Source organism: Bradyrhizobium sp. NBAIM01 (genome assembly GCF_020194115.1).
GTDB lineage: Bacteria > Pseudomonadota > Alphaproteobacteria > Rhizobiales > Xanthobacteraceae > Bradyrhizobium > Bradyrhizobium yuanmingense.
Genome location: NZ_JADYVU010000006.1, coordinates 263,541 through 287,819, shown reverse-complemented (window position 1 = coordinate 287,819; position 24,279 = coordinate 263,541). Strand labels below are relative to the sequence as shown.

At 65.0% G+C, this 24,279-nt stretch carries 23 protein-coding genes; 3 read left to right on the top strand and 20 right to left on the bottom strand.

Annotation, left to right across the window (positions count from 1 at the left end; all coding sequences use genetic code 11):
* Window positions 1-59: 59 nt before the first annotated feature.
* Window positions 60-710 carry a protein-L-isoaspartate(D-aspartate) O-methyltransferase gene (locus tag I6F31_RS21665; protein WP_085969151.1) on the bottom strand — a complete coding sequence of 217 codons (651 nt, stop codon included), beginning with the start codon at window positions 708-710 and terminating at the stop codon, window positions 60-62.
* Window positions 711-939: 229 nt separating this feature from the next.
* Here I6F31_RS21665 and I6F31_RS21660 point away from each other — a divergent pair, with 229 nt between their 5' ends.
* Window positions 940-1,311 carry a response regulator gene (locus I6F31_RS21660; protein WP_036044248.1) on the top strand — a complete coding sequence of 124 codons (372 nt, stop codon included), beginning with the start codon at window positions 940-942 and terminating at the stop codon, window positions 1,309-1,311.
* A 3-nt stretch (window positions 1,312-1,314) separates the two neighbouring features.
* Here I6F31_RS21660 and surE read toward each other — a convergent pair whose 3' ends face one another.
* The 12 genes from surE to I6F31_RS21600 all read right to left on the bottom strand — a co-directional run bounded on the left by surE (window position 1,315) and on the right by I6F31_RS21600 (window position 13,403).
* Window positions 1,315-2,082 carry a 5'/3'-nucleotidase SurE gene (gene surE / locus I6F31_RS21655; protein ID WP_036012754.1) on the bottom strand — a complete coding sequence of 256 codons (768 nt, stop codon included), beginning with the start codon at window positions 2,080-2,082 and terminating at the stop codon, window positions 1,315-1,317.
* A gap of 108 nt (window positions 2,083-2,190) precedes the next feature.
* Window positions 2,191-2,553 carry a hypothetical protein gene (locus I6F31_RS21650; protein ID WP_057029282.1) on the bottom strand — a complete coding sequence of 121 codons (363 nt, stop codon included), beginning with the start codon at window positions 2,551-2,553 and terminating at the stop codon, window positions 2,191-2,193.
* Between the two features lie 119 nt (window positions 2,554-2,672).
* Window positions 2,673-4,004, bottom strand: a complete 1,332-nt coding sequence (gene serS, locus I6F31_RS21645; protein ID WP_225186076.1) for a serine--tRNA ligase — start codon at window positions 4,002-4,004, stop codon at window positions 2,673-2,675.
* A 218-nt stretch (window positions 4,005-4,222) separates the two neighbouring features.
* The gene (tatC, locus tag I6F31_RS21640; protein ID WP_036012758.1) at window positions 4,223-5,035 is read right to left on the bottom strand and encodes a twin-arginine translocase subunit TatC; all 813 of its coding nucleotides are present in this window, start codon (window positions 5,033-5,035) and stop codon (window positions 4,223-4,225) included.
* Window positions 5,032-5,526 carry a Sec-independent protein translocase protein TatB gene (gene tatB, locus I6F31_RS21635; RefSeq protein WP_225112484.1) on the bottom strand — a complete coding sequence of 165 codons (495 nt, stop codon included), beginning with the start codon at window positions 5,524-5,526 and terminating at the stop codon, window positions 5,032-5,034. Before tatB ends, tatC begins: the two co-directional genes overlap by 4 nt.
* 90 nt (window positions 5,527-5,616) lie before the next feature.
* A complete protein-coding gene (locus I6F31_RS21630; RefSeq protein WP_036012762.1) occupies window positions 5,617-5,850 on the bottom strand; it encodes a twin-arginine translocase TatA/TatE family subunit in 234 nt (77 codons plus the stop codon).
* 165 nt (window positions 5,851-6,015) lie between these two features.
* Window positions 6,016-6,771 (bottom strand): SMC-Scp complex subunit ScpB, encoded by a 756-nt coding sequence (gene scpB, locus I6F31_RS21625; protein ID WP_225186075.1) that lies wholly within the window; start codon window positions 6,769-6,771, stop codon window positions 6,016-6,018.
* Between the two features lie 21 nt (window positions 6,772-6,792).
* Window positions 6,793-7,632 (bottom strand): ScpA family protein, encoded by an 840-nt coding sequence (locus I6F31_RS21620; RefSeq protein ID WP_036012765.1) that lies wholly within the window; start codon window positions 7,630-7,632, stop codon window positions 6,793-6,795.
* Window positions 7,629-8,657 (bottom strand): beta-N-acetylhexosaminidase, encoded by a 1,029-nt coding sequence (gene nagZ / locus I6F31_RS21615; RefSeq protein ID WP_225186074.1) that lies wholly within the window; start codon window positions 8,655-8,657, stop codon window positions 7,629-7,631. The genes I6F31_RS21620 and nagZ overlap by 4 nt, the downstream gene beginning before the upstream one ends.
* Before the next feature lie 46 nt (window positions 8,658-8,703).
* Window positions 8,704-10,254, bottom strand: a complete 1,551-nt coding sequence (locus I6F31_RS21610) for an SPOR domain-containing protein (RefSeq protein WP_225186073.1) — start codon at window positions 10,252-10,254, stop codon at window positions 8,704-8,706.
* Window positions 10,255-10,394: 140 nt separating this feature from the next.
* Window positions 10,395-12,185: an arginine--tRNA ligase gene (gene argS / locus I6F31_RS21605; RefSeq protein WP_036028247.1), complete on the bottom strand. Its 1,791-nt coding sequence runs from the start codon at window positions 12,183-12,185 to the stop codon at window positions 10,395-10,397.
* A 9-nt stretch (window positions 12,186-12,194) separates the two neighbouring features.
* Window positions 12,195-13,403 (bottom strand): deoxyguanosinetriphosphate triphosphohydrolase, encoded by a 1,209-nt coding sequence (locus tag I6F31_RS21600; protein ID WP_036028249.1) that lies wholly within the window; start codon window positions 13,401-13,403, stop codon window positions 12,195-12,197.
* Between the two features lie 110 nt (window positions 13,404-13,513).
* Here I6F31_RS21600 and erpA point away from each other — a divergent pair, with 110 nt between their 5' ends.
* Entirely contained in the window at window positions 13,514-13,843 is a 330-nt protein-coding gene (gene erpA, locus I6F31_RS21595) for an iron-sulfur cluster insertion protein ErpA (RefSeq protein ID WP_225147103.1), read from the top strand.
* Between the two features lie 5 nt (window positions 13,844-13,848).
* On the opposite strand, the gene I6F31_RS21590 is transcribed toward erpA, so the two are convergent.
* Entirely contained in the window at window positions 13,849-16,158 is a 2,310-nt protein-coding gene (locus I6F31_RS21590) for an ATP-binding protein (RefSeq protein WP_225147104.1), read from the bottom strand.
* 150 nt (window positions 16,159-16,308) lie between these two features.
* Here I6F31_RS21590 and xth point away from each other — a divergent pair, with 150 nt between their 5' ends.
* Window positions 16,309-17,106: an exodeoxyribonuclease III gene (gene xth / locus I6F31_RS21585; RefSeq protein ID WP_225147105.1), complete on the top strand. Its 798-nt coding sequence runs from the start codon at window positions 16,309-16,311 to the stop codon at window positions 17,104-17,106.
* Window positions 17,107-17,121: 15 nt separating this feature from the next.
* On the opposite strand, the gene I6F31_RS21580 is transcribed toward xth, so the two are convergent.
* The 6 genes from I6F31_RS21580 to I6F31_RS21555 form a co-directional block, all read right to left on the bottom strand.
* A complete protein-coding gene (locus tag I6F31_RS21580) occupies window positions 17,122-17,949 on the bottom strand; it encodes a tetratricopeptide repeat protein (protein ID WP_225112491.1) in 828 nt (275 codons plus the stop codon).
* Window positions 17,936-19,657 carry a dihydroxy-acid dehydratase gene (gene ilvD, locus I6F31_RS21575; protein ID WP_225147106.1) on the bottom strand — a complete coding sequence of 574 codons (1,722 nt, stop codon included), beginning with the start codon at window positions 19,655-19,657 and terminating at the stop codon, window positions 17,936-17,938. Before ilvD ends, I6F31_RS21580 begins: the two co-directional genes overlap by 14 nt.
* Window positions 19,658-21,191: 1,534 nt before the next feature.
* Entirely contained in the window at window positions 21,192-21,449 is a 258-nt protein-coding gene (locus I6F31_RS21570; protein ID WP_036009816.1) for a hypothetical protein, read from the bottom strand.
* Window positions 21,450-21,570: 121 nt separating this feature from the next.
* Entirely contained in the window at window positions 21,571-21,783 is a 213-nt protein-coding gene (locus tag I6F31_RS21565) for a hypothetical protein (RefSeq protein ID WP_036044357.1), read from the bottom strand.
* 151 nt (window positions 21,784-21,934) lie between these two features.
* Window positions 21,935-22,111: a hypothetical protein gene (locus I6F31_RS21560; RefSeq protein ID WP_167361664.1), complete on the bottom strand. Its 177-nt coding sequence runs from the start codon at window positions 22,109-22,111 to the stop codon at window positions 21,935-21,937.
* A 123-nt stretch (window positions 22,112-22,234) separates the two neighbouring features.
* Window positions 22,235-23,971, bottom strand: a complete 1,737-nt coding sequence (locus tag I6F31_RS21555; RefSeq protein ID WP_225147107.1) for an adenylate/guanylate cyclase domain-containing protein — start codon at window positions 23,969-23,971, stop codon at window positions 22,235-22,237.
* Window positions 23,972-24,279 lie beyond the last annotated feature (308 nt).

Below are 24,279 nucleotides of genomic sequence, written 5' to 3'. Positions count from 1 at the left end.
GAGTAAATAACGGCTTAACCCTCACAATAAGATGTTGGCGGCACTGCCGATCCGGGATTCTACAGCTCCCGCGCCACCCCGGGCAGTGCCGGCACGAAGCGGACCTCGACGAGTTCCTTGCGCTCGATTCCGGTTTCGCTGCGGGCCAGGCGGGTCAGCGTCTGCACGCCCTGATGCGGGCCGACCGGGGCAATCAGGATGCCCCCGACCTCAAGCCGCTCGACCAGGTTCTCCGGTATCTGCTCCATCGCCGCGGTGACGATGATGCGATCGAACGGGCCGATGTTGGGAGGCAGATTGAGACCGTCACCGAGCATCACCTCGACATTGTGACAATCGAGCTTCTCAAGCCGGGCGCGTGCCGTGTCGGCGAGCTTGCGATAGCGCTCGACGGTCAGGACCTGGCCGGCGAGCCGCGACAGCACGGCGGCCTGGTAGCCGGAGCCGGTGCCGATTTCGAGCACCCGGTGCTGCTTCTGGAGCTGGAGCTGCTCGGTCATGTAGGCGACGACGAAGGGCTGGCTGATGGTCTGCCCGCAGGCGATCGGCAGCGCGCTGTCACGATAGGCGCCCTCGCGATCGGCCTCGTCGACGAAAAGCTCGCGCGGCACCTCTTCCATGGTCCGCAGCACGGCCTGATCGCTGATGCCCCGACGCCTCAGCGTGAGCTGAAACATCATCTTTTCCGGCGGGTGCTGGTGGGACGTCATTGCTGCTATCGCTCGTCTCGTCTGGCGGATCGCCGTACTGCACCGCAAGAACCCGAGACGAGAATCTTGTTCCGGCTCAGGAACTCATGATATCCTTTCGGCACAGCATTTGACCACAACAAGGCCTTCAAAGCGCTAAGCCATTTGCGAGGTTTGCGTTCGCCGAAACGCGCATTGCGTCGCCTATCGTTATCTGCGAACGTTTACGAGAATGGGCAAGGACTCAACCATGACTGCGACAGGGCTTTCGGGCCGCTCTGTTTTCCTCGTCGAGGACGAGGTCATGATCAGAATGATGGTCGCAGACATGTTGGAGGAGCTTGGCTACAAGGTTGCCGCCGAAGCGGGCGACATCAATGAGGCCATGCGGCTTGCGCAATCCACCGAGTTCGATCTCGCCATTCTCGATGTCAACGTCAACGGCAAGGTCATCTCGCCGGTCGCCGATGTCATCATGGCCAAGGGCTGCCCGTTCATCTTCGCCACCGGTTACGGCTCCTCCGGCCTGCCCGAGCAATATCGCGACCGGCCGGCGCTCCAGAAGCCGTTTCAGCTCGACGCGCTCGGCAAGACCATCGAGGCCGCGCTTCGCGGCAGCTAACCTTTATTTCAGGGTGAGGCCAAGCTGCTCCGAAAACGCCTCGTCGGTGCGGTCGAGCCTGAGCGGGGTGACCGAGACGTAGCGCTCGCGCAGCGCCGCGAGATCGGTGCCGTCGGCGGGCGTGTCGAGCATCGCGGTCCGCTCGAAGCCGATCCAGAAATAAGGATTACCGCGGCCGTCCCGGCGCTCGTCGATCCTGAGGAAGCCGAGATTGCGCTTGCCTTGCCGCGTGACGCGGATGCCAAGCACATCCTCCGGCGCGCAGGATGGGAAGTTGATGTTGATGACGGTGTCCTTCGGAACGCCGGCGGCGATCACCTTGCGCAGGATATCGGGCCCGAATTTGCGGGCCGTGTCCCACGGCGGCCGTTCGCGGGTCTCGACGCTGAACTCCTGCGACAATGCGAATGACGGCAACCCCAGGATGGTGCCTTCCAATGCGCCGGCAATGGTGCCGGAATAGACCACGTCCTCGGCGACGTTGCGGCCCTTATTGACGCCGGACAGCACGAGATCGGGCAGCTTGGCTCCCAGGATATGGCGCGCTCCCATGATGACGCAGTCGGTCGGCGTGCCGCGCACGGCGAAGTGCCGTGGGCCGACCTCGCGCAGACGCAAGGGATCGTTCAGCGACAGCGAGTGCGACACGCCGGACTGGTCGAGCTCGGGCGCCACCACCCAGACATCATCGGTCAAAGCGCGCGCAATCTCCTCCACGACCTTGAGGCCGGGAGCGTGGATGCCGTCGTCATTGGTGCAGAGAATGCGCATGCGGAAGGTTCGATTCCTGAAAGCGGGTCTGAGCCGTCTTATCCGGCCAGCGCCGATCAGGCAAACCGGACGATTGCGGTCCGGCGGCTGGTTCCCTGGCTGGTCCCGCTAGCGGCGAACGCGCCATTGCGGCAGGAAGCGCGCAAGCCGGCCTTCTGCACGCAGTTGCATCGCCGGCACGACCGGGTTCACGACGGAAGCCTCGATGACGCCGAGCGCCTTCAGCTGCGCGAGGAACGGATCGGAGGTCGGCTCCTGCGGAAAGCGTTCGCGTGCCACGCTCAACGCCTTGTCGAAATCCGCGGCATTGACCCCGGGCTTGGCCCGCCGGCTCTGCACGAGATCGTCGTCCCAGAGCCGCGCGATCCCGATGTCGAGAACGCCGCGGAGGCGCTGGTCGATGGCCTGGATCCCGGCCCCGGTCACCGCCCATTGTCTTCCGACCCAGAAGATGTCGCGGTGCAAGGCCATGAAGGGAGGGTTCGCGTGGACGGGCCGGCAGGATAGCCGGCCGCCCGATCTTCGCAACGCGATTCTCGTCATGCCGCGTTTTCGGACGCGAACCCGTGCCCACTTCGCGGGAAAACGCTTTAGTCGCGCGCGATCACCTTCAGCCCGCCCATATAGGGCTGGAGCACGTCCGGGACCGCGATCGAGCCGTCCTCCTGCTGATAGGTTTCCATCACGGCGATCAGCGCGCGGCCGACTGCGGTGCCGGAGCCGTTCAGCGTGTGCACGAAGCGCGGCTTGCCGTCGGGCCCGCGCGAGCGCGCATCCATGCGCCGTGCCTGGAAGTCGCCGCAGACCGAGCAGCTCGAGATCTCGCGGAACGCCCCGCCCTCGCCCTGCCCGGGCATCCAGACCTCGATGTCATAGGTTTTTTGCGCCGAGAAGCCCATATCTCCTGCGCAGAGCGTCATCACACGGTAATGCAGGTCGAGCTTCTGCAGCACCTGCTCGGCGCAGGACAGCATCCGCTCCAGCTCGTCCTTGCTCACTTCCGGCGTCGTGATCGAGACCAGTTCGACCTTGGTGAACTGGTGCTGGCGGATCATGCCGCGAGTGTCGCGCCCCGCCGCACCCGCCTCGGCGCGGAAGCATGGCGTCAGCGCGGTCAGCCGCATCGGCAATTGCTTCTCATCGAGGATGGATTCGCGGGCGAGATTGGTGAGCGACACTTCGGCGGTGGGGATCAGACCGAGGCGCTCGGTCTTCAGCCGCTCATGGTCCGGCGAGGCGAGCAGCTCGCCCTTGATCGCCCAGAACTGATCGTCCTCGAATTTCGGCAATTGCCCGGTGCCGAACATCACCTCGTTGCGCACCAGGAGCGGCGGATTGATCTCGGTGTAGCCATGCTCGGTGGTGTGCAGATCGAGCATGAACTGGCCGATGGCACGCTCGAGCCGCGCCAGCCCCTTCTTCAGCACGACGAAACGCGCGCCGGAGAGTTTTGCCGCCGCTTCGAAATCCATGTAGCCGAGCGCGGTGCCGAGATCGTCATGCAGCTTCGGCGCAAAGCCATAGTTGCGCTTGTTGTCGAACACGTGATGCTGCACGTTGCCGTGCTCGTCGAGACCGTCGGGCACGTCCTCGAACGGAATGTTCGGGATCGCGGCCAGCTCTTTGGTCAGCTCATCGTCAGCGGCTTTTGCCGCCGCTTCGAGCTCGGGCATCGTGGTCTTGAGCTCGGCGACCTCGGCCATCAGCTTCGACGCACGCGGCTCGTCCTTGGCCTTCTTGGCATCGCCGATTTCCTTCGAAGCTGCATTGCGCCGCGCCTGCGCCTGCTCGGAGGCGAGGATCGCCGCACGCCGCTTCTCGTCGATCGCGAGCAGCGAGACCGACATCGGCTTCAAACCGCGCCGTGCGAGGCCGGCGTCGAAGGCTTGCGGATTGTCGCGGATCGCTTTGATGTCGTGCATGGCTGTGGTCCTGGATCAGCGCGTAAATAGTCAACGTTTATGCCGACAACTTACATTGGCGCGCTTTCCCCTAGCATTCTGTCATCGCCCGTGAAAGCGGGCGATCCAGTATTCCAGAGACGTCAGTGTTTCCCCGAGGGGCCGCGGCGTACTGGATTCCCCGCTCCAGTGCGCAATTGCGCACAAGGCGGGGAATGGCACCGGTGGGCTTGGTCGCCCTACTCCGCCGGATTGGCCGGCGTCGACACGTCAGTGCCGGTGGCAGCCTGTGCGGCGGCCGCTTTCCTCTCCACCATCGCCACCGCGAGGATCGAGCCCTCGTAGAGCGCCATCAGCGGAAACGCGAGGGAGCACTGGCTGAGCACGTCGGGCGGCGTCAGCACGGCTGCGATCACGAAGGCCATGACGATGAAGTAGCGGCGCTTCTCGCGCAACATCGTCGAGCTGACGATGCCGATCCGCCCGAGCAGCGTCAGGATCACCGGCAGCTGGAAGGCGATGCCGAAGGCGAAGATCAGCGACATCATCAGCGACAGATATTCGCCGACCTTGGGCAGCAGCTGGATCTGCGCGGTCTCGTCGCCGCCGGTCTGCTGCATGCCGAGCGAGAAGCGCACCAGCATCGGCAGCACGACGAAATAGACCAGCGCCGCGCCGAGGACGAAGAAGAACGGCGTCGCGACCAGATACGGCAGGAACGCCTGCTTCTCGTGCTTGTAGAGCCCGGGCGCGACGAACTTGTAGATCTGCGTCGCCACGATCGGGAACGAGATGAAGCCGGCGCCGAACAGCGCCAGCTTGAGCTGGGTGATGAAATATTCGAGCAGCGCCGTGTAGATGAATTTCGAGTTCTCCGGCCCCGCAATCCACACGAACGGCCAGACAAGCACGTTGTAGATCTGCTTGGCGAAGAAGAAGCAGAAGATGAAGGCCAGGCCAAAGCCGAGCAGCGCCTTGATCAGCCGCGAGCGCAGCTCGATCAAATGGTCCATCAGCGGGGCTTTGCTGGCCTCGATATCGGCGTCGGTCATGACGCTTTGGCGTCCTTGATCGCTTCGGATGGCGCGGTGTCCTGCGCAACCTCTGCCTGTTCGACCTCACGGGTGATCGCGAGCGGCTCGTTCGCGGCCGCATGCGCTTCGGCTTCCATGAAGGTCGACGGCGTCGGGGTCTCCGGTGTCGTGGGCGTGACGGGCGGATCGATGGCAGTAGCGGCCGGCGTCTCGGCCGGCTTGTCCAGCGCATCGATGCGAAGCGCGTCGCTCACGTCCTTCTGGAGCGAGCTCATCGGATTGAAACCCGTGGCGGCTTCCTTGACCTCGTCGAAGCTTTTCTTGAGGTCGGCCATCTCGGCCTCACGCATCGCCTCCTGGAACTGGCCCTGGAATTCGGCCGCCATCTTGCGCGCCTTGCCCATCCACTGCCCGACCATGCGCAGCACGCCCGGCAGCTCTTTCGGGCCGATGGCGATCAGGGCCACGACCCCGATGAGGACCAGTTCACTCCACCCGATGTCGAACATGAGGTCTTCCGTTCACGCGAAGCCGGAGCCGGCCCAATCCCTTGCGCGCAGGATCGGGCCGCTACCCGCGTCTCGCGTGCTTCTTCCGGCTCAGACGGCCTTGCTGCCGACGTCGGACCGTGTCGCGGTCGGCGCAGCATTGTGCTCGATCGACTTCGCCGGCTCGGGCTTCTCGGCAGCCTTGTCGTCGTCCTGCATGCCCTTCTTGAACGCCTTGATGCCCTGAGCCACGTCGCCCATCAGATCCGAAATCTTGCCGCGGCCGAACAGCAGCAGGACCACTGCGATCACCAAGATCCAGTGCCAAATGCTGAGTGAACCCATCCTGCAACCCTCCAAACGCGCATGGCCGGGGACCCGGCCGATCTCACCGAAACCTAGGCTTGGCAGACCTCAAAAACAAGGACCAAGGCAGCGCCAATTCGCTGTCGGCGCTACGCAATCTTGCTAGTGTTAACTGGTCGCAGGAGCCCGTATTTCGCCGGTACGTCAGTCCTCGGCGCCGCCTTCGCTGCCACCCTCATTGCCGCCTTCTGGCGGGCTCTCAGGCTCGACCGCAGGCGCAAGGGCGAGATCGAGGTCATCGCCCGGTTCCAGCGGATCCTCGTCCTCCCGCAGGGCCGGATCATCCGACGGCGTCGGCACGCTGAACCCGGTGGGCAGACGCGAATCCAACAGTCCCGTCCCCTTCAGCTCTTCCAGGCCCGGCAGGTCGCCGAGCTGTTCCAGGGTGAACTGCGACAGGAACTCCTCGGTGGTTCCGAAGGTCAAGGGCCGGCCCGGCGTCTTGCGCCGGCCGCGCGGCTTGATCCAGCCGGTCTCCAGCAGCACGTCGAGCGTGCCCTTCGACGTGACGACGCCGCGGATCTCCTCGATCTCGGCCCGCGTCACCGGCTGGTGATAGGCGATGATCGCGAGCACCTCGATTGCGGCCCGCGACAGGCGGCGGGTCTCGGTGCTCTCCCGCGTCATCAGCCAGGCCAGATCGCCCGCGGTGCGGAACGTCCATTTGTTGGCGACGCGAACGAGATTGACGCCGCGCGAGGCATAATCGGCCTGCAACTGCTCGAGCGCAGCCTTGACGTCGACGCCCTCGGGCATGCGCTTGGCCAGCGTCGCGGTGTCCAGCGGTTCATTCGAGGCGAACAGCAGCGCCTCCAGCAGCCGCAACTCCTCGGGACGCGCCTGGTATTCGTTCTCCATCGGCTCGGCCTCTTCTACCCGCACTTCAGCCAGGCTTGCCATGGCAGATTCTCCTTCTTGCACTTAAGCGACCGGCGCATCAGGCGCAGGAGCTGCGTCCGGGACCGGTTTTGGGCGCCCCTTCCGGAAATAGATCGGCGCAAACGCTTCCTTCTGATTCAGCTCGAGCTGACCTTCGCGCACCAGTTCGAGCGCGGCGGCAAAGCTCGAGGCGAACACCGTCGCGCGCTGCGTCGGGTCGGCGACATGCCGGATCAGGAAGTCGTCGAGAACACCCCAATCGTCCTGCTCGGTGATGCTGCCGACCAGCCGCTCCAGCGTGGCGCGTGCTTCGGCGAGCGACCACACCGTGCGCTTGGCCAGATGCACGCTCGCCAGCACGCGCGACTGGCGTTGCGCGGCATAGGCGGTGAGCAAATCATAGAGCGTGGCCGTGTATTTCGGGTGCTTGATCTCGGCGATGTGCTCGGGCTCGCCACGCGCGAAGATGTCGCGCTGCAATTGCGGCCTGTTCATCAGCCGGTTGGCGGCTTCGCGAATGGCTTCCAGGCGGCGCAGCCGGTTGGCGAGCGCCGTCGCCATCTGCTCGGCGCTCGGGCCTTCCGCGCTCGGCGGCTCCGGCAGCAGCAGGCGCGACTTCAGGAAGGCAAGCCATGCGGCCATCACCAGATAGTCCGCGGCGAGCTCCAGCCGGATCTTTCGCGCGGCTTCGATGAAATGGAGGTACTGGTCGGCGAGCGCGAGGATCGAAATCTTGGCGAGATCGACCTTCTGCTGCCGCGCCAGCGCAAGCAACAAATCGAGCGGGCCCTCATAGCCCTCGACGTCCACCACCAACGCCGGCTCACCCTCGGCGAGCTCTGCGGGCCGCCCGGTTTCGAACGATAGGATTTCTGCAGTCATGCCGATGCCGTGTTTGCCCGTGCGATCAATGCATCCAGTTCGGCGCGTGCGGCCACGCGGTCGAACGGCTGCGGCGGCTTGCGTGCGGCGAGCGCGGCGTTCGCCCGCTCCAGCGCCCCACCGGCCAGTTCAGGTGTCTCGCCGGCGACGTCGCGCATCTCCTCGATGTTGCCGTTGCAATGCAGGGCCACGTCGCAGCCGGCCGCGAAGATCGCGCGAGTCCGCTCGGCGATATTTCCCGACAGCGCGTTCATCGACACGTCATCACTCATTAACAAACCCTGGAACCCGATTGCGCCGCGAATCACGTCAGCAATCATTGTCGCAGATGTCGTCGCCGGATGGGCGGGGTCGAAGGCGCTAAACACAACATGTGCAGTCATGGCCATCGGCAGATCAGCCAGCGGCCTGAATGCGGCGAAATCGGTCCGCTCCAGCTCGTCCCGGGGCGTGTCGACGGTCGGCAGCTTGAAATGGGTGTCGGCGGTGGCGCGGCCATGCCCGGGAATATGCTTGAGCACCGGCAGCACGCCGCCCTGCTCCAGGCCCTCGGTGACGGCGCGGGCAATCGCCGCGACCTTGCCCGGCTCCGTGCCGTAGGCCCGGTTACCAATGACCGCATCGGCGCCCGGCACCGGCACGTCGGCCAGCGGCAGGCAATCCACGGTGATGCCGAGATCGGCGAGATCGGCTGCGATCAGGCGGGCACTGAGGCGCGCCGCAGTGAGCCCGAGGGCCGAATCAGTGTCGTACAAGCTCGCGAATACGGCCCCCGGCGGATAGACCGGCCAGTGTGGCGGCCCCAGCCGCTGCACCCGTCCCCCCTCCTGGTCGATCAGGACCGGCGCGTCGGGGGCCTTCGCGACCGAACGCAATTCCGCAACCAATGCAGCAACTTGAGCCGGTGTTGCGACATTACGCTTGAACAGGATGAAGCCCCATGGGGGTTCGGCACGGATAAACTCCCGCTCGGCGGCGGTCAGTTCCGTTCCGGATACGCCGGTAATGAAGGCCCGCGTGCTCATAACGGCCGATTAACCCTGCCCCGTCAGGGGGTCAAGGAAACGACCGTTAATTCCTCTGGACGAAGCAGGCAGACAGGCCTGCGGACTTCAGATTGTTGCAGGCCTGCGTCGCTTCCTCAGCCGAACCATAGGGGCCGGCGAAGGCGCGGTAGACGACTCCCTTGCCCTTGTCGGTGAGGTCGACACGCTTGATGACGGGCGAACGGGAACCGAGCACGCTGCCGTATTTGCTCTGAAGCACCCGGTAGGATGCGGCGGCGCTATCCTCGCTCTGCTGCGAGGAGACTTGCACGATGTAGCCGCCACCGCTGCTGGTGGGCGCGATCTGCGTCGGGTTGGTCGCAGCTATCCGCTGCGGCGGCTCGGCCGCCGGGGACGATTGCGGCGCCAGCGACATCGGTTGGTTGGCGCTGGCATTGGCCGAGGTCGGCGGATTGCGCGGCGCGGCGGGCGCAACCGGCGCGGCAACGGGCTTCGGCGCCGCGGGCGCCGGCTTGGCGGCGGCCGATTGCGGCACGGCGCTATCGGTCTGATCGCTCTTCACCGCAACGGTCCTGATCGCGCGCGGCGAATTGTTCGGCAGCGTGCCGTTGCTCGGGCTCGGACCCGCGCTCGGCGGCGGCACGGTGGATGGTGACACGCTCGCCACCGAGGGCGGATTCGCATTCTGGTTCAGCGGCGGGAACACCACGCGCGGCCCGCCCGCCTTGGCGTTGACGTCGACGGGCGCCTCCTCGCGCGGCACGATCTTTTCAGTGCCGTCACCGCTGACCATGCGATCCGGCACCTTGGCCGCGGAGTCCGTCGGCGCCGGCACGATCTTGGTCGGGGTGTTGTCGGCCTTGATGATCGGCGGCTCGCCGCTGCGAGGCGAGCCGATATAGGTCTTGTAGGCGAATGCAGCACCGGTGCCGAGCACGGCAAGCGCCAGGATCGCCGCGACCGTCATCATGCCGCCGCGCTGCTTCTTCGGCTCCTCGACCTCGTCCTCCGGATAGTCGCTCTGGTCGGCGTAAGGGTCGTCGGGATAGGCCGGCTCGCGCTGATAGTCCTGCTCGCCTGTCTCCAGCCGACCATAGAGCGCATCGTCGTAGCGCGACGGATCGGGCTGCGCATACGGCTCCTGATAGGATTGCTCCTGGTAGGCCTGACCATGCTGCTGATAGGCCTGCTCCTGATGAGCCTGATCTTGATGAGCCTGATCTTGATAGGTGTCCTGATAGGCCTGGGGCTGATAAACGACAGGCTCGGGCGCGGCAGACTTGGCGGCGTAGCGATGCAGCGGGTGGACCGGGCTTACGGTGACCGGATAGTCAGGCTCCGGCGCGGGTGCCGGCTGCGGTTGCACGTTGGCACGCCGCATCCATGAGGGCGGCGACGGTGCCTGCTCCGCGTAGTCCTGCTGATCATCGAGCTGGCGGTAATCGTGGTCCTGATAGCTCTGGACCGGCGGACGCGACTGCGCTGCAAACGGATCGGTCTGCCCGATCAGACGGGCGAGCTCGGCCAACGGATCGCTATCCGCCTTCCCATGCTGGTCGCCGCCGCGACCATAGTCATCGGAAGGAAACGGTCTGTCCTGATATCGTTCGGCCATCGTGATGATGCGTCCCTTCGGGAAAGCCGCGCGCCCCTCGACCAAGGCACGGCTTTCGACCCACAAGGCTTTGAACCAAGTCTAAGCGATCCGGCTTCTGCCGGTTACCCCCGAATTCCCCTTAAGTAGTTCGCCCCAAACTACCGCATCTCGTCCGGGGCATGGACGCCGAGGATGGCGAGGCCCGATGCCAGGACCGAGACGACGCCCTGGACCATTGCCAATCGCGCCTTTGTAAGATCTGCATCATTATTGATAATGAAGCGTAAATAGGGCAAATCGCGCCCTTTCGTCCAAAGTGCATGAAATTCGCTGGCTAAATCATAGAGATAAAAGGCAATTCGGTGCGGCTCATGGGCCGCGGCGGCAGCTTCCAGCATGCGCGGATAAATTGCGAGGCGCTTAAGAAGATCGAGCTCGACGGGGTCCGACAGCCGTTCCACCGCCGACTCAGCGAGCCATGCGATCCGCGCGCCGGCATCCTCCGGGAGTTCCGGGAACACCTCGGCGCGAGCATTGCGGAAGATCGAGTGACCGCGAGCATGGCCGTACTGGACGTAGAACACCGGGTTGTCGCGCGACTGTTCCATGACCTTGGCGAGGTCGAAATCGAGCACCGCGTCGTTCTTCCGGTACAGCATCATGAAGCGGACGGCGTCCTGGCCGACTTCATCCACCACTTCACGTAAGGTGACGAAGTCCCCGCTCCGCTTGGACATCTTCACCGGCTCGCCGTTACGCAAGAGCTTCACCAGCTGGACGATCTTGACGTCGAGCGATCCCTTGCCCGAGGTCGTCGCTTTCACCGCCGCCTGCATGCGCTTGATGTAGCCGCCGTGATCGGCGCCCCAGACGTCGATCATCTCGGCAAAGCCGCGGTCGAACTTATTCTTGTGGTAGGCGATGTCGGAGGCGAAGTAGGTGTAGGAACCATCCGACTTGATCAGCGGACGATCGACGTCGTCGCCGTAGGCGGTCGCCCTGAATAGCAGCTGCTCGCGGTCTTCCCAATCCTCGACCGGCGCGCCCTTCGGCGGCGGCAGGCGGCCTTCGTAGATGTCGCCCTTGGCCTTCAGGAAATCGATGGTCTCGGCGACCTTGTTGTTGCCGGTTTCGATCAGGGAGCGCTCGGAGAAGAACACGTCGTGGCGGATGTTGAGGGCGGCGAGATCGTCCTTGATCTCGTCCATCATCATCGCGATGGCCTTGGCGCGCACGGTCGGCAGCCACTGGGCCTCGCTCATCGCGAGCAGCTTGTCGCCATGCTCCGTCGCCAGCGCCTGCCCGACCGGCTTGAGGTAGTCGCCGGGATAGAGCCCTTCCGGGATCGCGCCGATGTCCTCGCCGAGCGCCTCGCGATACCGCAGGAAGGCCGAGCGCGCGAGCACGTCGACCTGGGCGCCGGCGTCGTTGATGTAATATTCGCGCGTGACGTCGTGACCGGCGAACTGGAGCAGGCTGGCCAGCGCGTCGCCGAACACGGCGCCGCGGCAATGGCCGACATGCATCGGCCCGGTCGGATTGGCCGACACGTATTCGACATTGACCTTGGCGCCGCCCCGGATGCGGCCGTAATCGGCGCCTTCGCGCAGCACCGTACGCAGCGCCTCGGCCCAGGCGGCCGGCTTCAGCGTCAGATTGATGAAGCCGGGACCGGCGACATCGACCCTGGCGATGAGCGCGTCGGCACGCAGCCGTTCGGCAATCTGCTCGGCGAGATCGCGCGGCTTTGCCTTTGCCTCTTTCGCAAGCACCATGGCGGCGTTGGTCGCCATGTCGCCATGGGAGGCATCGCGCGGCGGCTCGACGACGACGCGGGAGAAATCGATGCCCTCGGGCCAGCTGGAATCCGCCGCAAGCGCGCGGCAGGCGCCGTGCACGCGTGCGAGCACGTCGGCGAACAGATGCAGCGATGAGGATGTCTGGGGCATGGCCGCCGCCTAACGCAAATCCGGGGTCGAGTCAAAGAGCCGCTGGTGCTCGGTCAGGGCGAAACGGTCGGTCATTCCGGCGATGAAATTGCCGATCCGGCGGGCCCGGTCGCCCTCATCGTCCGCCTCCGACCCCAGCAGCCATTCCGGCGGCAGCTCGCTGGGGGATTTCAGGTATTTTGCGAACAGGTCAAACAGGATCTGCTCGGCCTCGCCCATCACCCGCATCACCCGCGCGTGGCGGTACATGTGCTGGTACAGGAAGCGTTTGATGGCGGCCTCTTCCTCGGCCACTTCGGCGGGGAACGCGACCAGCGCCCGGCTCTGCCGGCGGACATCCTGGGCCGATTGCGGCTTCACGGCCGCCAGGTTCTTCCCTGTCTCCGCAAACACCGCTCCGATCAGGTGCGAGATCAGCTCGCGCACCAGCTCAGCACCGCGCCGGACGTCTTCAAGATCGGGATAATGCGCCGCAGTCTCGGCGATGATCTCCGCCGTCAGCGGCATCACCTTGAGATCGTCGAGCTGGAACAGGCCGGCGCGCAGACCGTCATCGATGTCGTGGGCATCATAGGCGATGTCGTCGGCGATCGCGGCGACCTGCGCCTCCAGCGAGGCGAAGCTCCACAATTCGAGATCGTAGGTCTTGACGTAGTCGGCGATCCCGACGGGAACGCCATGCTCGCGGTAGCCCCCGACCGGGGCGCCGCTGCGGTCGGTCAGCGGACCGTTATGCTTGACGATGCCTTCCAGCGATTCCCAGGTCAGGTTGAGCCCGTCGAACTCGGGATAGCGGTGCTCGAGCGAAGCCACGACGCGCAGCGTCTGGGCATTGTGGTCGAAGCCCCCGAACGCCTTCAGACAGGCGTCCAGGGCCCGCTCGCCGGCATGCCCGAACGGCGGATGACCGAGATCGTGCGCGAGCGCCAGAGTTTCGGTGAGGTCCTCGTCGAGCCCGAGCTGGCGGGCCAGCGCGCGGGCGATCTGGGCCACCTCCAGCGAATGGGTCAGCCGGGTGCGGTAGTGGTCGCCCTCGTGGAACACGAACACCTGGGTCTTGTACTTGAGGCGGCGGAACGCGGTGGAATGGATCACCCGATCGCAATCGCGCCGGAACGGGCTGCGGGTCCGGCTCGGAGGCTCGGCGACCAGCCGGCCGCGGCTGCGATCGGGGTCGCAGGCATAGGGCGCGCGGGGGGCTGCCATTCCGACGGACACGGCGAATTTAGTCCCTATCCATTTGATTCTGCGTATGGTGGCACTTAACTATGTCGGGCGCGGGATACCAAATGAATTGGGTATGACGCCGGGACTATCGGAGACCAGCAATGACGACTGCCGTGACCATCAGCGACCGGGCCGCACGCCGGATTGGGGAGATCCTCAAGGGCGAAGGCTCGGGCGCGATGCTGCGCATTTCGGTCGAGGGCGGCGGCTGCTCCGGCTTCCAGTACAAGTTCGACATCGACCGCGCCCGCACCGAAGACGATCTCGTGATCGAGCAGGACAATGCGGTGGTGCTGGTCGATTCCGCCTCCCAGCCGTTCCTGGCGGGGTCGCAGGTCGATTTCGTCGACGACCTGATCGGCGCCTCGTTCCGCGTCAACAATCCCAACGCCACCGCGTCCTGCGGCTGCGGGACGAGCTTCTCGGTCTAGCGCGCCTACGCGCCCGTTATCTCCCTTTCCTCGTCCGTCCAGGCCACCTCGACCGGCATCAACGTCGGCTGGAGCGGTGCGTCCTCCGACATGACGTGACCGTCCAGCGCCCGCAGGAGCGCTCCGACCAGTGCCGGCTTGCGCAGCGGCTTGGCCAGGAAGTCCGACATGCCGGCTTCGCGGCAGATCTTGATGTCCTCGGGGAAGGCATTGGCGGTCAGCGCGATGATCGGCATGGCTTCGAAGCGCTCGCCTTGCGCGCGGATCGCGCGGGTGGCGGCGAGCCCGTCCATGTCGGGCATGCGCACGTCCATCAGCACGACGTCGTAATTGCCCTCGCAGGCTGCCGCGACGGCTTCGGTCCCGTCGGTGACGACACGCAGCTCGATGTCGAATGCCCCCAGCATCTTGCTCACGACCATGCGGTTGACCGCATCGTCCTCCGCGACCAGCACCTTCAGCGGCCGGTCGAGACCGGAGATCCGGGCCTGGAGCTCGTCGGCTTCGTCGCGGCCGCCAGCCTGATCGGACGCCTGCGCCTGGCTCCAGGGCAGGACCAGCGTGAAGCGGAAGGTCGAGCCCTCTCCCGGCGTCGAGATGACGCCGATCGTGCCGCCCATCTGCTCGATGATCCGCCTGCTGATGGCAAGGCCGAGGCCAGTGCCGCCGAAGCGGCGGCTGATCGAGGCATCAGCCTGGGCGAAGTCGCTGAACAGCAGGTCGAGCTTGTCGGGCGCGATACCGATGCCGCTGTCGGTCACCGTCCATTCGACGGTCGCCAGCAGGTCGCGCCGCGCCTGGCAGGTCGCCGATATCGTCACCTCGCCTTCGTCGGTGAACTTCACAGCGTTGGAGGCGAGATTGAGCAGCACCTGGCGGATGCGCGCGACGTCGCCGCGGAGCGTCGGCGGCAGGTTCGGATCGAGCTCGACCTTGACCGTGAGCCCCTTGCTCTTGGCGCTGGCGCGCACCACGGTCGCAACCGTCTCGACCAGCGCCTGCGGCGCGAAGTCGATCGCCTCGAACTGGAAGCGGCCTGCTTCCAGCTTGGAGAGATCGAGAATGTCGTTGAGGATGCGCTGGAGGTTGTCGCCGGACTCGCGGATCGTGGTGACGGCCTCGCGCTGCTCCGGATCGAGCCTGGTTTCGAGGAGCATGCTGGCAAGACCGAGCACGCCGTTCATGGGCGTGCGGATCTCGTGGCTCATCACCGCCAGGAAGTCTGACTTGGCGCGGCTTTCGGCCTCGGCCTTTTCCGCGCGCCAGCGCTCGGTGACGTCGCGCCCGAAGCCGCGATAGCCCAGGAAATGACCGTCACGATCATGGGCCGGCTTCGCCGTCAGCGACCACAGCCGGGCCTCGCCGCCGGCGACGACCTTGAGATTCATCTCGTGCAGCGGCTCGGCCTGCTCCATCAGGCCGACGATGTTGTAGGCCGCTGACTTGTCCTCGGGGCAGAGCATGTCGAGCACGTCGGCGAACTGCGCGCCTTTCAGCAGCGGAAGCGGCAGCTGCGCGACGTCCGCGAAGCGCTCGGGCACGTCGACGAGGCGTCCCTCGGCATCGGTCTGCCAGAGCCAGTCGCTGGCGTTCTCCTGAAAATCCTTCAGCAGCAGCGAGATGATCTCGGTCTGGCGCTCGAGCTCGAGCTGGGCCTTGAGATTGCCGAGGAAGAGGTTGCCCTGGGAGACGATGTTGCGCGCCATGAAGAATGCGAACAGCAGCAGGAACACGGCGGTCACCAGATATGGGCCGGTGCCGCACAGGAGCAGCGCACCGGCGCAGGCGATCGTCATGGTCGCGAGATAGACGAGGCCCGCGCGCGGGAAGGTCGAGAGCGTGAAAGCGCCGCCGGACATCATGCCGACCATCAGGCAGGCCAGGAGCAATTGACTGGTCGGCTCGATGCGGCTGAACAGAGCGAGCGGCAGCGCGCCCCAGATCGCGGCGAGAAAAAACGCCTGCCGCAGCATCTGCCGCGCCGCGTGCGGCGATGCCTCCTGCGGCGGGTTCTGATGCGACTTGTGCCACGCGCGCACCGCGAGCGAAGCGGTGGCGGCGAGCGTCAGGCCCCAGATCGCGAGGAAGTCGTTCCAGCCCCTGCCCCAGAACAGGATCAGCACGATGGCGACGTTCAGCATCGTCACGGCCATCGTCACGGGGATCAGCTGGGTCACCGCGTCGATCTGCTTGGCGCGGATGCGGCGGATCTCGCGCTCGCTGAGATCGGCGGTCAGACCGTCCTCGATCTCGAAGCCGCCGAGCCAATACAGGAACGCGCCGATCAGGCCGTCACGCGGCTGAGTTCGATTCATCGCCTTGTCCGGCCATCCATCCGAGGAACCTCTTGACGATCAATGGCCTGCGGCCTGCTTAAGCCGGGTTAATTTGTGGGAGATTTTGCGGCCGGCTTGACGGGTGCGTTTGCATTTTGTTCTAACAAAGACCCCTGCCCGGAGCCCCCCATGCCCATCAGAGTAGCCACCTGGAACGTGAATTCGGTCCGGCAGCGGATCGATCTGCTCCTGACCTGGCTGAAAGAGTGCCAGCCGGACATCGTCTGCCTGCAGGAGATCAAGTGCGTCGACGAGGCCTTTCCGCGGCTGGAGATCGAGGCACTCGGCTACAACGTGGTGACGCACGGGCAGAAGACGTTCAACGGCGTCGCCCTGCTCTCCAAGCTCAGGTTCGACGAGACCAAGTCGGGCCTCGCCGGCGACGACGAGGATAGCCATGCCCGCTTCCTCGAAGGCGTGGTGACGCTGAAGCGAGGGGTGCTGCGCATCGCCTGCCTCTATCTGCCCAATGGCAATCCGGTCGGGACCGATAAATATCCCTACAAGCTCAAATGGATGTCGCGGCTTCTTGATTATTCGAAGGAGCGACTCAAGGAGGAGGTCCCGCTGATCCTGGCCGGCGACTTCAACGTCATCCCGCATGCCCGCGACGTGCACAATCCGGCCGCCTGGACCGAGGACGCCTTGTTCAAGACCGAGACGCGCGAGAGCTTCCAGTCCCTGCTCGGCATCGGCCTCAGCGACGCCTTGCGCGCCGTCACCGACGAGGGCGGGCTCTACACGTTCTGGGACTACCAGGCCGGGGCCTGGCAGAAGAACCAGGGGCTGCGGATCGACCACCTGCTGCTGTCGCCGCAGGCCAGCGACAAGCTCGCCAATGTCGGCATCGACAGCTATGTGCGCGGCTGGGAGAAGCCGTCGGATCACGTGCCGGTGTGGGCGGATCTCGATCTCGAGGCGGCTTAAGGCCGCCTCAGCCGATCACTCCCGACGCCCCTGCACCCATTGCTCCAGCATTTGCAGGGCCATGGCGCGGTCGTCGTCGGAGGCCTTGGCGAAGGCGCGGTTGTAGCTTTCCTTGATCCAGACCTCGTCGGCACCGGCGCTGTCGCGCGCCAGCGTCAGCCACATCAGGCCGCGTGCGGCCTGCCGCGGCAGGCGGTCGCCGTTGAACAGCATCTGACCGAGCAAGGCCTGGGCCTGATGCTGGCCCTTCTGCGCCGCGAGGCCAAGCCAGCGCGCGCCATAGCGGTAGTCCTCGCGCGAGGCGTCCGGGGTCTTCAGGTACAGACGGGCGAGGTCGTACTGCGCGTCCGCGTTGCCGAAATAGGATGCGGCATAGGAGAACATCTCGCGGGCGCGGTCCGGGTCGGCCTTGACCTTCGAATTCGGGATGCCGGCCAGATAGTAGCGGCCGAGGGCGACGAAGGCGTTGGCCACGATCTGCGCCTGCGGCGCCGACGGGCTGTCCTCGGCATGCGCGTTGGCGATCCGGCTGAAATATTCGAAGGCACGCAAATCGTCCTGGGCGACGCCGTCGCCGTTGGCGTACATGCGGCCGAGCTTCCATTGCGCGATGGGGTGGCCGCCCTCGGCGGCATATTGCAAGGCGGTGAGCGAGGTTTCCTGGGTCGCGACCTGCGGCGGAACCTTGGTGCGCACCGCACCCGCAGCGCCGGGCAAGGTCGTCACGACCGGGATGGTGGCATCCTTCGGGTTGACCGGCGCACCGTCGAAGGCGAACGCCGGCGCGGCCAGCGCAGCCGCCCCCAACACAAACGCAACTGTGGCACGCCTAAATGTCCGCATAGCACTGTTTCTCGTGCGCGCCGCCCGGATGGGTCACTGCCCCCCCGACCGCCGGTCCAACCTGCTGAGCATATTTCCAGAGCGCACCCGACGTGTGGTTAGTCGCGCGGGCGCTCCATTTGGTTCTGCGCTGGGCGAGCTCGGCGTCGCTCAATTTTACGTTAAGAGTACCGGCCACCGCGTCGATCTCGATGACGTCGCCGTCCTCGAGCAGCCCGATCGGGCCGCCGACCGCCGCCTCCGGCCCGACATGGCCGATGCAGAAGCCGCGGGTGGCGCCGGAGAAGCGGCCGTCGGTGATGAGCGCGATCTTGCCGCCCATGCCCTGGCCGGTCAGCGCTGCCGTGGTCTGGAGCATTTCCCGCATGCCGGGACCGCCCTTCGGCCCCTCGTAGCGGATCACGATGACTTCGCCTTCGCGGTAGGTGCGATTCTGGACCGCCTCGAACGCGTCCTCCTCACGGTCGAAGCACCTGGCCGGACCGGTAAACCTGAGGTTGGACATTCCCGCGACTTTCACGATCGCACCTTCTGGCGCCAAATTGCCCTTCAGGCCGACCACACCGCCTGTCACGGTGATGGGCTTGTCTGCCGGGTGCACCACGTCCTGGTGCGGATTCCATTTCACGCTCTTGAGGTTTTCGGCGATCGTGCGGCCCGTGACGGTAAGGCAATCACCGTGCAGGAAGCCGTTGTCGAGTAGCGTCTTCATCAGAAGCGGTATGCCACCTACTTCAAACATGTCTTTGGCGACATAACGGCCACCCGGCTTCAAATCCGCGACATATGGTGTCTTTTTGAAGATTTCAGCGACGTCGAACAGGTCGAACTTGATGCCGACCTCGTGCGCGATCGCAGGCAGGTGCAGCGCAGCATTGGTCGAGCCGCCGGATGCAGCGACCACGGCGGCCGCATTCTCCAGCGCCTCGCGGGTAACGATGTCGCGCGGCCGGATGTTCTGGGCGATCAGGTCCATCACCTTCTCGCCCGCGGTCATGCAGAAGGCGTCACGGATTTCATACGGTGCGGGGGCACCGGCCGAGTAAGGCAGCGCGAGGCCGATCGCCTCAGACACGGTCGCCATGGTGTTGGCGGTGAACTGCGCGCCGCAGGCGCCGGCCGAGGGACAGGCGACGCGCTCGATCTCGTCGAGGTCCTCGTCCGACATGGCGCCGACCGAATGCTTGCCGACCGCCTCGAACATGTCCTGCACGGTGACCTGCTGCCCGCGGAAATTGCCGGGCAGGATCGAGCCGCCATAGATGAAGATCGAGGGCACGTTGAGGCGGACCATCGCCATCATCATGCCCGGCAGCGACTTGTCGCAGCCGGCGAGCCCGACGAGCGCGTCATAGGCATGGCCGCGCACGGTCAGCTCGACCGAATCGGCGATGCATTCGCGCGACGGCAGCGAGGAGCGCATGCCGTCATGGCCCATGGCGATGCCGTCGGTCACGGTGATGGTGCAGAATTCGCGCGGCGTGCCGCCGGCGGACGCGACGCCTTTCTTCACCGCCTGCGCCTGACGCATCAGCGCGATGTTGCAGGGAGCAGCTTCGTTCCAGCACGAGGCGACGCCGACGAAGGGCTGGTGGATCTGCTCGGTGGTCAGACCCATGGCGTAGAAATAGGACCGGTGCGGCGCGCGCGCAGGGCCTTCCGTCACGTGACGGCTCGGCAGCCTTTGCTTGTTGATCTTCGCGCCCATCGCAACCAGCTTCTCCGGCCAACCCTTTCAGACCCGAAAAATCAGAGCCAAGATTTGAATCGACCTTGGGATTTTCTCGTCGCCTTCGAAGACCGCCACTGCCCTTAAAACATTAGAGCGATTTTATTCATGTCCGGGTGTGGCCAAAAAGCGGCGGCGATGCGAACCGCCGGTGATAAGGGTTAAATCCGATGTGGGTGTTGCACAGACAGCACAATCGTTACCGGGAAGACACGGGTTTGCTTACGAGATACCTCGCTAAAGTGACGATCCACAACCTCAGATCTTTCGGAAGGCACAGAACATCCACTCTGGACGACAGGCGGGCATTCCCGAAGTGAGTCGGCGGCAGCCCCACGCGAAGCGATGCGGTTCGCTCGTTGTCCCGGACAAGTTGCAACGCGCGGGGCGTTGCGGCGCAGAGCCGGGACCCAGGGGCGACATGGTACGGCGCAGATGGATGGGCCCCGGCTCGGCAGCGCATCGTCGAACCGGACGATGCTTCGCATCGCCGGGGGGACGCTGCGCTGCGTCCGGGGCACGAGAGAGTTTAGCGCTCGCACTCTCCTCCTCGTTGCGAGGAGCCCTTGCGACGAAGCAATCCAGATTCCCGCCGCGGAAAGATTCTGGATTGCTTCCGCCTTCGCCAAAGGCTTCCGCGGACAAGTTGCTGCGCTCGTAATGACGGAGTGTGAGGCGACGCTGCGTTCTCCAAGTAACACTGTCATTCCCCGCCTTGTACGCAATCGCGCACTGGAGCGGGGAATCCAGTACGCCGCGGCCTCTCGATTCAATCACTGGCGTCTCGGAGTACTGGATCGCCCGGTCAAGCCGGGCGATGACACCGAATGTGTGGACGCAGACGTGCGTATTCAGCCCCGCAGCGCATTTTGCCCGAGCTTTGCTTGGTCTCGCCGCCCTCATAGCCAAGAGGGCGCAGGGAAGGCCGGGTGCCGGCGGCACCCGCGGTCCGCTGCGCTAGAGCACACGCAGGAAGAACCGCACAGCAGCATACAGGTGAAGCCCAACACACGGCCTTCCCTGCGCGATGGTCGGACGGCTTATGCCGCGCTCTCCCGGGAGCCGAGTTCCCTCTGGCCTCCCTCGCTCCCGCGAAAGTCGCCGGCACCGCGCCGGTTGACGCCAATGCCGCATTCGCCAGAGCTTGACCGTAGCAACGACGGCCAGGACCACACGGTTTTGCCGTACGCGCGGTCCGTTGGCGCCGCAGGGTTCGACGGCGTTGTGCACGTTGCCATCGAAATGCCGGCGCGACGAACCTGACAGCGCCGCTCGTCCGTACGAAGCCTCGGGCTCACGGAGAGCAATCCGCCCCGCCCTCAGCTCTCGTACACGACGCTGCCGCGTCCACCGCAAGCCCGGCTCGCGACAATGACGACCTCATGATCGCCCCTCGAGATTGAGCCGGGATGGGCGATACATACGCCATTTCCGAATTTCGGTAAAGTGGAATATTTCTATGCGGGCAGATTGACAGAGAAGCGAAACACCGACGAGACGGCGACGCCGAACATCAGGACCGCCCGCGCGAGCGTTGCGCCTGGGCCCAGGCGACAGCGACATCGCGTGGCGGGGCATCCACGCGCTTGATGGGGGTCAATTCGCCGGAGGCCGAGACGATCGCCGTTTCTTCGCGGCGGCAACGCGTGCAGACGAAGCGGACCTCGTGCGGCGACGCCGACCAGCTCGACCGTTTCACATTGGCCGCCATCGGCCAGGCATCGCAATGCGAGCACGACACCAGAAATCGACCGGGATCGAGCATACCCATTCCATTGGACTCCGCGTCCTGCCGCCTCCTTCAATGATTAATGCATGTGAATCGTTCCGGTGCTCCAGCACCGCCGGCATTGGCTCGAGGGCCCTACCGGTTCCGCGCATCCGCAAAGTGCTCAGCGGGCGCCCTTGAGGGTGCAGGAGGTCGTGCAGGTGACCGTCGTGCCGCGGTCGCACGTTTTGCAGGCGCTGACGCACTGGTTCATGTCGCGTGGATTGTAGCTGTAGTTGCGCAACGGACAGGCCGGCGTCGTCGAGCCGGTGATGTCCTGCTCCTGATCGCAGGCCGCCGTCATGAGCGCGAATATGATCACTGCAACGAGGCGCATGGGATTGCCCTGTCAGACATGGCAAATCACACTCACGAGGCGCGCTGCATTGCAGCGAACCCCGGCCTTCCCACCAACGAGTGTCACCGACCGGCGATGCTCGCTTGCTCCAAGGATGCGCGCCAAACGTTAAGAACGGATTTCAGCCGGCTCAGGCCGCAGCCGTCGTCGCGATCGCCTGCCGGATATCGACGGCCAGCTGACGGTACTGTTCCCCGAGCTTCAAATAGAACTCGCGCTTGCTGCTGTCGGTGGCGAGCTTGGCGATCAGCTCGCATTCGGCGGTGAGCGTCTCGAACCGTTCCAGCCTGTCTTCGAGATGTGTCATCGGCGTGTCCCCATCAGACGCCTCATGGACACCCAACCTAAGCCCGGGAAATAGGTCACGGCGAACATCGTTATGGAGTAGCATCTTTTTTTCCGGCGCGGCGTGCCCGACCGCAAAGCACGGCTATTTCTGCTCCAGCCGCCAGACGCCGTCCCAATCGGGATCCGGCGGATTGGCCGCAAATTGAGCGATGCGGCCGAGCATCGTGCGCGAGGGGCCGTCGCCGGGGACCGCCTCGAGCGCCGCGTTGAAGGCGGCGCGGGCCTCGTCGAAGCGCCGCGCACGATAGGCGGCGAGACCATCGGCATAATGCGTGCGCAAGCTCACTTGCGCATCGCTGAGCGCGCCCGGTCTCGCCATCAGCTCGAAGATCGCCTGCGGCGCGCTTTGGCCCGCGACCGCCAGACGGTCGATCTCGCGCAATTCCAGGCGCGATCCGATCCCGTCCGCGGTCGCCTGCGAGATCAGGATGCGGGTGCCGTAGACCTTGTTGACGGCCTCCAGCCGCGAGGCGAGATTCACGGCATCGCCCATCACGGTGAAGCTCATCATCAGCTCGGAACCGATACTGCCGGTCAGGACCTCGCCCGTGGCGATGCCGATGCGAAGATCGCACGGCGCCGGCATGGCGCGGATGCCGAGCAGGTCCGGCAGCTGCTTCTGCAGCGCGGGCACCTGATCGGTCATCTCGACGGCGGCGAGCCCTGCGAGCAGACCCTGCTCATCCTCCTCGATGAAGGGCGGCCCCCAATAGGACATGATGGCGTCGCCGATATATTTGTCGATGATCCCGCGATTGTTCCTGATGGGAGCGGACATCACGGTGAAGTAGTGGTTCATCACCTTGACGAGGCCGCGCGGCGTCATGCCCTCGCTCATCGAGGTGAAGCCGCTCATGTCGCAGAACAAGATGGTCATCACCCGGCGCTCACCGTCGATGGCGACCTCCGGCCGGTCGATCAGGCCCTGCACCACCTTCGGGTCGATGTAACGGCCGAAGGTCTCGCGAATGCGCTCGTTGTGCCTGAGCTGCTCGATCATGCGGTTGAAGGCGGCAGCAAGCTCGCCGATCTCGTCCTGTGTCGAGACGGTGATGGGCTTGTCGAACCGGCCCGCCTCGACCTCGCGGGCGCCGGCCAGCAGCAGGCGCACCGGTCGCGTAATGCCGCTACTCACCAGCAGCGCAAACACGAAGCCGACGATCGCCGCGAGCAGGGTTACGACCCCCGAGACGATGATGGTCTGGTGCTGGCGGCCGATCACCTGAGACGTCGAGAAATAGACCTGCGCCAGCATGTCGGCGCGGATCGCATCGACCTTCCGGTTGAACGCATCGCGCAGCGTGTCGAGGTGTTCCAGCGTGCCGCGGGCCGCGGCCATATCCTTGGCGTCGACCTGCTTGAGCAGTTTCGCATTGCCCTCGTCCAGATCGCGCCGCAGCTCGGTGACGGAGCTTTCGATCCGGACGTCGAGCCGTGCCAGCGCGGCGTTGTCGGAATACGTCCTGGGGTCGTCGATGATCGCGTTGATGAGCTTGCGAGCGGCCTCGGCCTCCCGCTCGAAATTGCGGTCCAAGGCCTCGAAGTCGCGAAGCCGCGCCGCGTAGGCCTCCTCGTCCGACGGCGCCTCCATCCTGGTCATCACCATCCGCCGCTGCGCCAGCGCCCGTTCCAGCGAGCGGATGTTCGCGCGCGCCAGATGGCTATAGGCCGGGATGTAGCGGTTGGTCAGCTCGTCGAGCAAAATGCCGACCTGGCTGGACATCACCATCGACAGGATCGAGGTGACCAGCATCAGGACGATCAATCCGAGCGCGATGCCGACGATCTTGCGCCGGATCGACTGGTTGAAAATCGGCATAGGTACAGGGCAAAGGTTGAAAGGATGAAGAGAAGGAACTCATACACCGGATTTCGCCGAGGGAACACGCGCAATCTGGCCGTTCCGGCGTCCTGTACCGTGCGCAATCGTCGCGCGAGTCCAGATCGTTAACAAAGATTAAAGCCACTGCCTCTTCCGTCACTCGGAAGTTCCCCAGTTCCAATCCGTATTTTGCCGCATTGTTGCGACAGCCTGAGGATGCGACACGATGCCGACGCATCGTTCGGTACTTTGATTCGCAAGCCGCATGTCGCGGACCTTGGTTTGTAGTGGTTTTCGCAGGGGGG

Bases quoted from the DNA above. Each gene is read 5' to 3' on its own strand.
- nagZ (WP_225186074.1), bottom strand. From the start codon at position 8,657: ATGAGCACGCGGGCCTTCATTACCGGCGTATCCGGAACGGAACTGACC.
- argS (WP_036028247.1), bottom strand. From the start codon at position 12,185: ATGCCCCAGACATCCTCATCGCTGCATCTGTTCGCCGACGTGCTCGCA.
- I6F31_RS21555 (WP_225147107.1), bottom strand. From the start codon at position 23,971: ATGCCGATTTTCAACCAGTCGATCCGGCGCAAGATCGTCGGCATCGCG.
- I6F31_RS21560 (WP_167361664.1), bottom strand. From the start codon at position 22,111: ATGACACATCTCGAAGACAGGCTGGAACGGTTCGAGACGCTCACCGCC.
- I6F31_RS21660 (WP_036044248.1), top strand. From the start codon at position 940: ATGACTGCGACAGGGCTTTCGGGCCGCTCTGTTTTCCTCGTCGAGGAC.
- surE (WP_036012754.1), bottom strand. From the start codon at position 2,082: ATGCGCATTCTCTGCACCAATGACGACGGCATCCACGCTCCCGGCCTC.
- I6F31_RS21610 (WP_225186073.1), bottom strand. From the start codon at position 10,254: ATGGCCGAACGATATCAGGACAGACCGTTTCCTTCCGATGACTATGGT.
- scpB (WP_225186075.1), bottom strand. From the start codon at position 6,771: ATGGCAAGCCTGGCTGAAGTGCGGGTAGAAGAGGCCGAGCCGATGGAG.
- I6F31_RS21590 (WP_225147104.1), bottom strand. From the start codon at position 16,158: ATGAATCGAACTCAGCCGCGTGACGGCCTGATCGGCGCGTTCCTGTAT.
- serS (WP_225186076.1), bottom strand. From the start codon at position 4,004: ATGCACGACATCAAAGCGATCCGCGACAATCCGCAAGCCTTCGACGCC.
- I6F31_RS21650 (WP_057029282.1), bottom strand. From the start codon at position 2,553: ATGGCCTTGCACCGCGACATCTTCTGGGTCGGAAGACAATGGGCGGTG.
- tatB (WP_225112484.1), bottom strand. From the start codon at position 5,526: ATGTTCGACATCGGGTGGAGTGAACTGGTCCTCATCGGGGTCGTGGCC.
- I6F31_RS21565 (WP_036044357.1), bottom strand. From the start codon at position 21,783: ATGCGCCTCGTTGCAGTGATCATATTCGCGCTCATGACGGCGGCCTGC.
- I6F31_RS21580 (WP_225112491.1), bottom strand. From the start codon at position 17,949: ATGCGGACATTTAGGCGTGCCACAGTTGCGTTTGTGTTGGGGGCGGCT.
- I6F31_RS21630 (WP_036012762.1), bottom strand. From the start codon at position 5,850: ATGGGTTCACTCAGCATTTGGCACTGGATCTTGGTGATCGCAGTGGTC.
- I6F31_RS21570 (WP_036009816.1), bottom strand. From the start codon at position 21,449: ATGGGTATGCTCGATCCCGGTCGATTTCTGGTGTCGTGCTCGCATTGC.
- erpA (WP_225147103.1), top strand. From the start codon at position 13,514: ATGACGACTGCCGTGACCATCAGCGACCGGGCCGCACGCCGGATTGGG.
- tatC (WP_036012758.1), bottom strand. From the start codon at position 5,035: ATGACCGACGCCGATATCGAGGCCAGCAAAGCCCCGCTGATGGACCAT.
- I6F31_RS21665 (WP_085969151.1), bottom strand. From the start codon at position 710: ATGACGTCCCACCAGCACCCGCCGGAAAAGATGATGTTTCAGCTCACG.
- I6F31_RS21620 (WP_036012765.1), bottom strand. From the start codon at position 7,632: ATGACTGCAGAAATCCTATCGTTCGAAACCGGGCGGCCCGCAGAGCTC.
- xth (WP_225147105.1), top strand. From the start codon at position 16,309: ATGCCCATCAGAGTAGCCACCTGGAACGTGAATTCGGTCCGGCAGCGG.
- ilvD (WP_225147106.1), bottom strand. From the start codon at position 19,657: ATGGGCGCGAAGATCAACAAGCAAAGGCTGCCGAGCCGTCACGTGACG.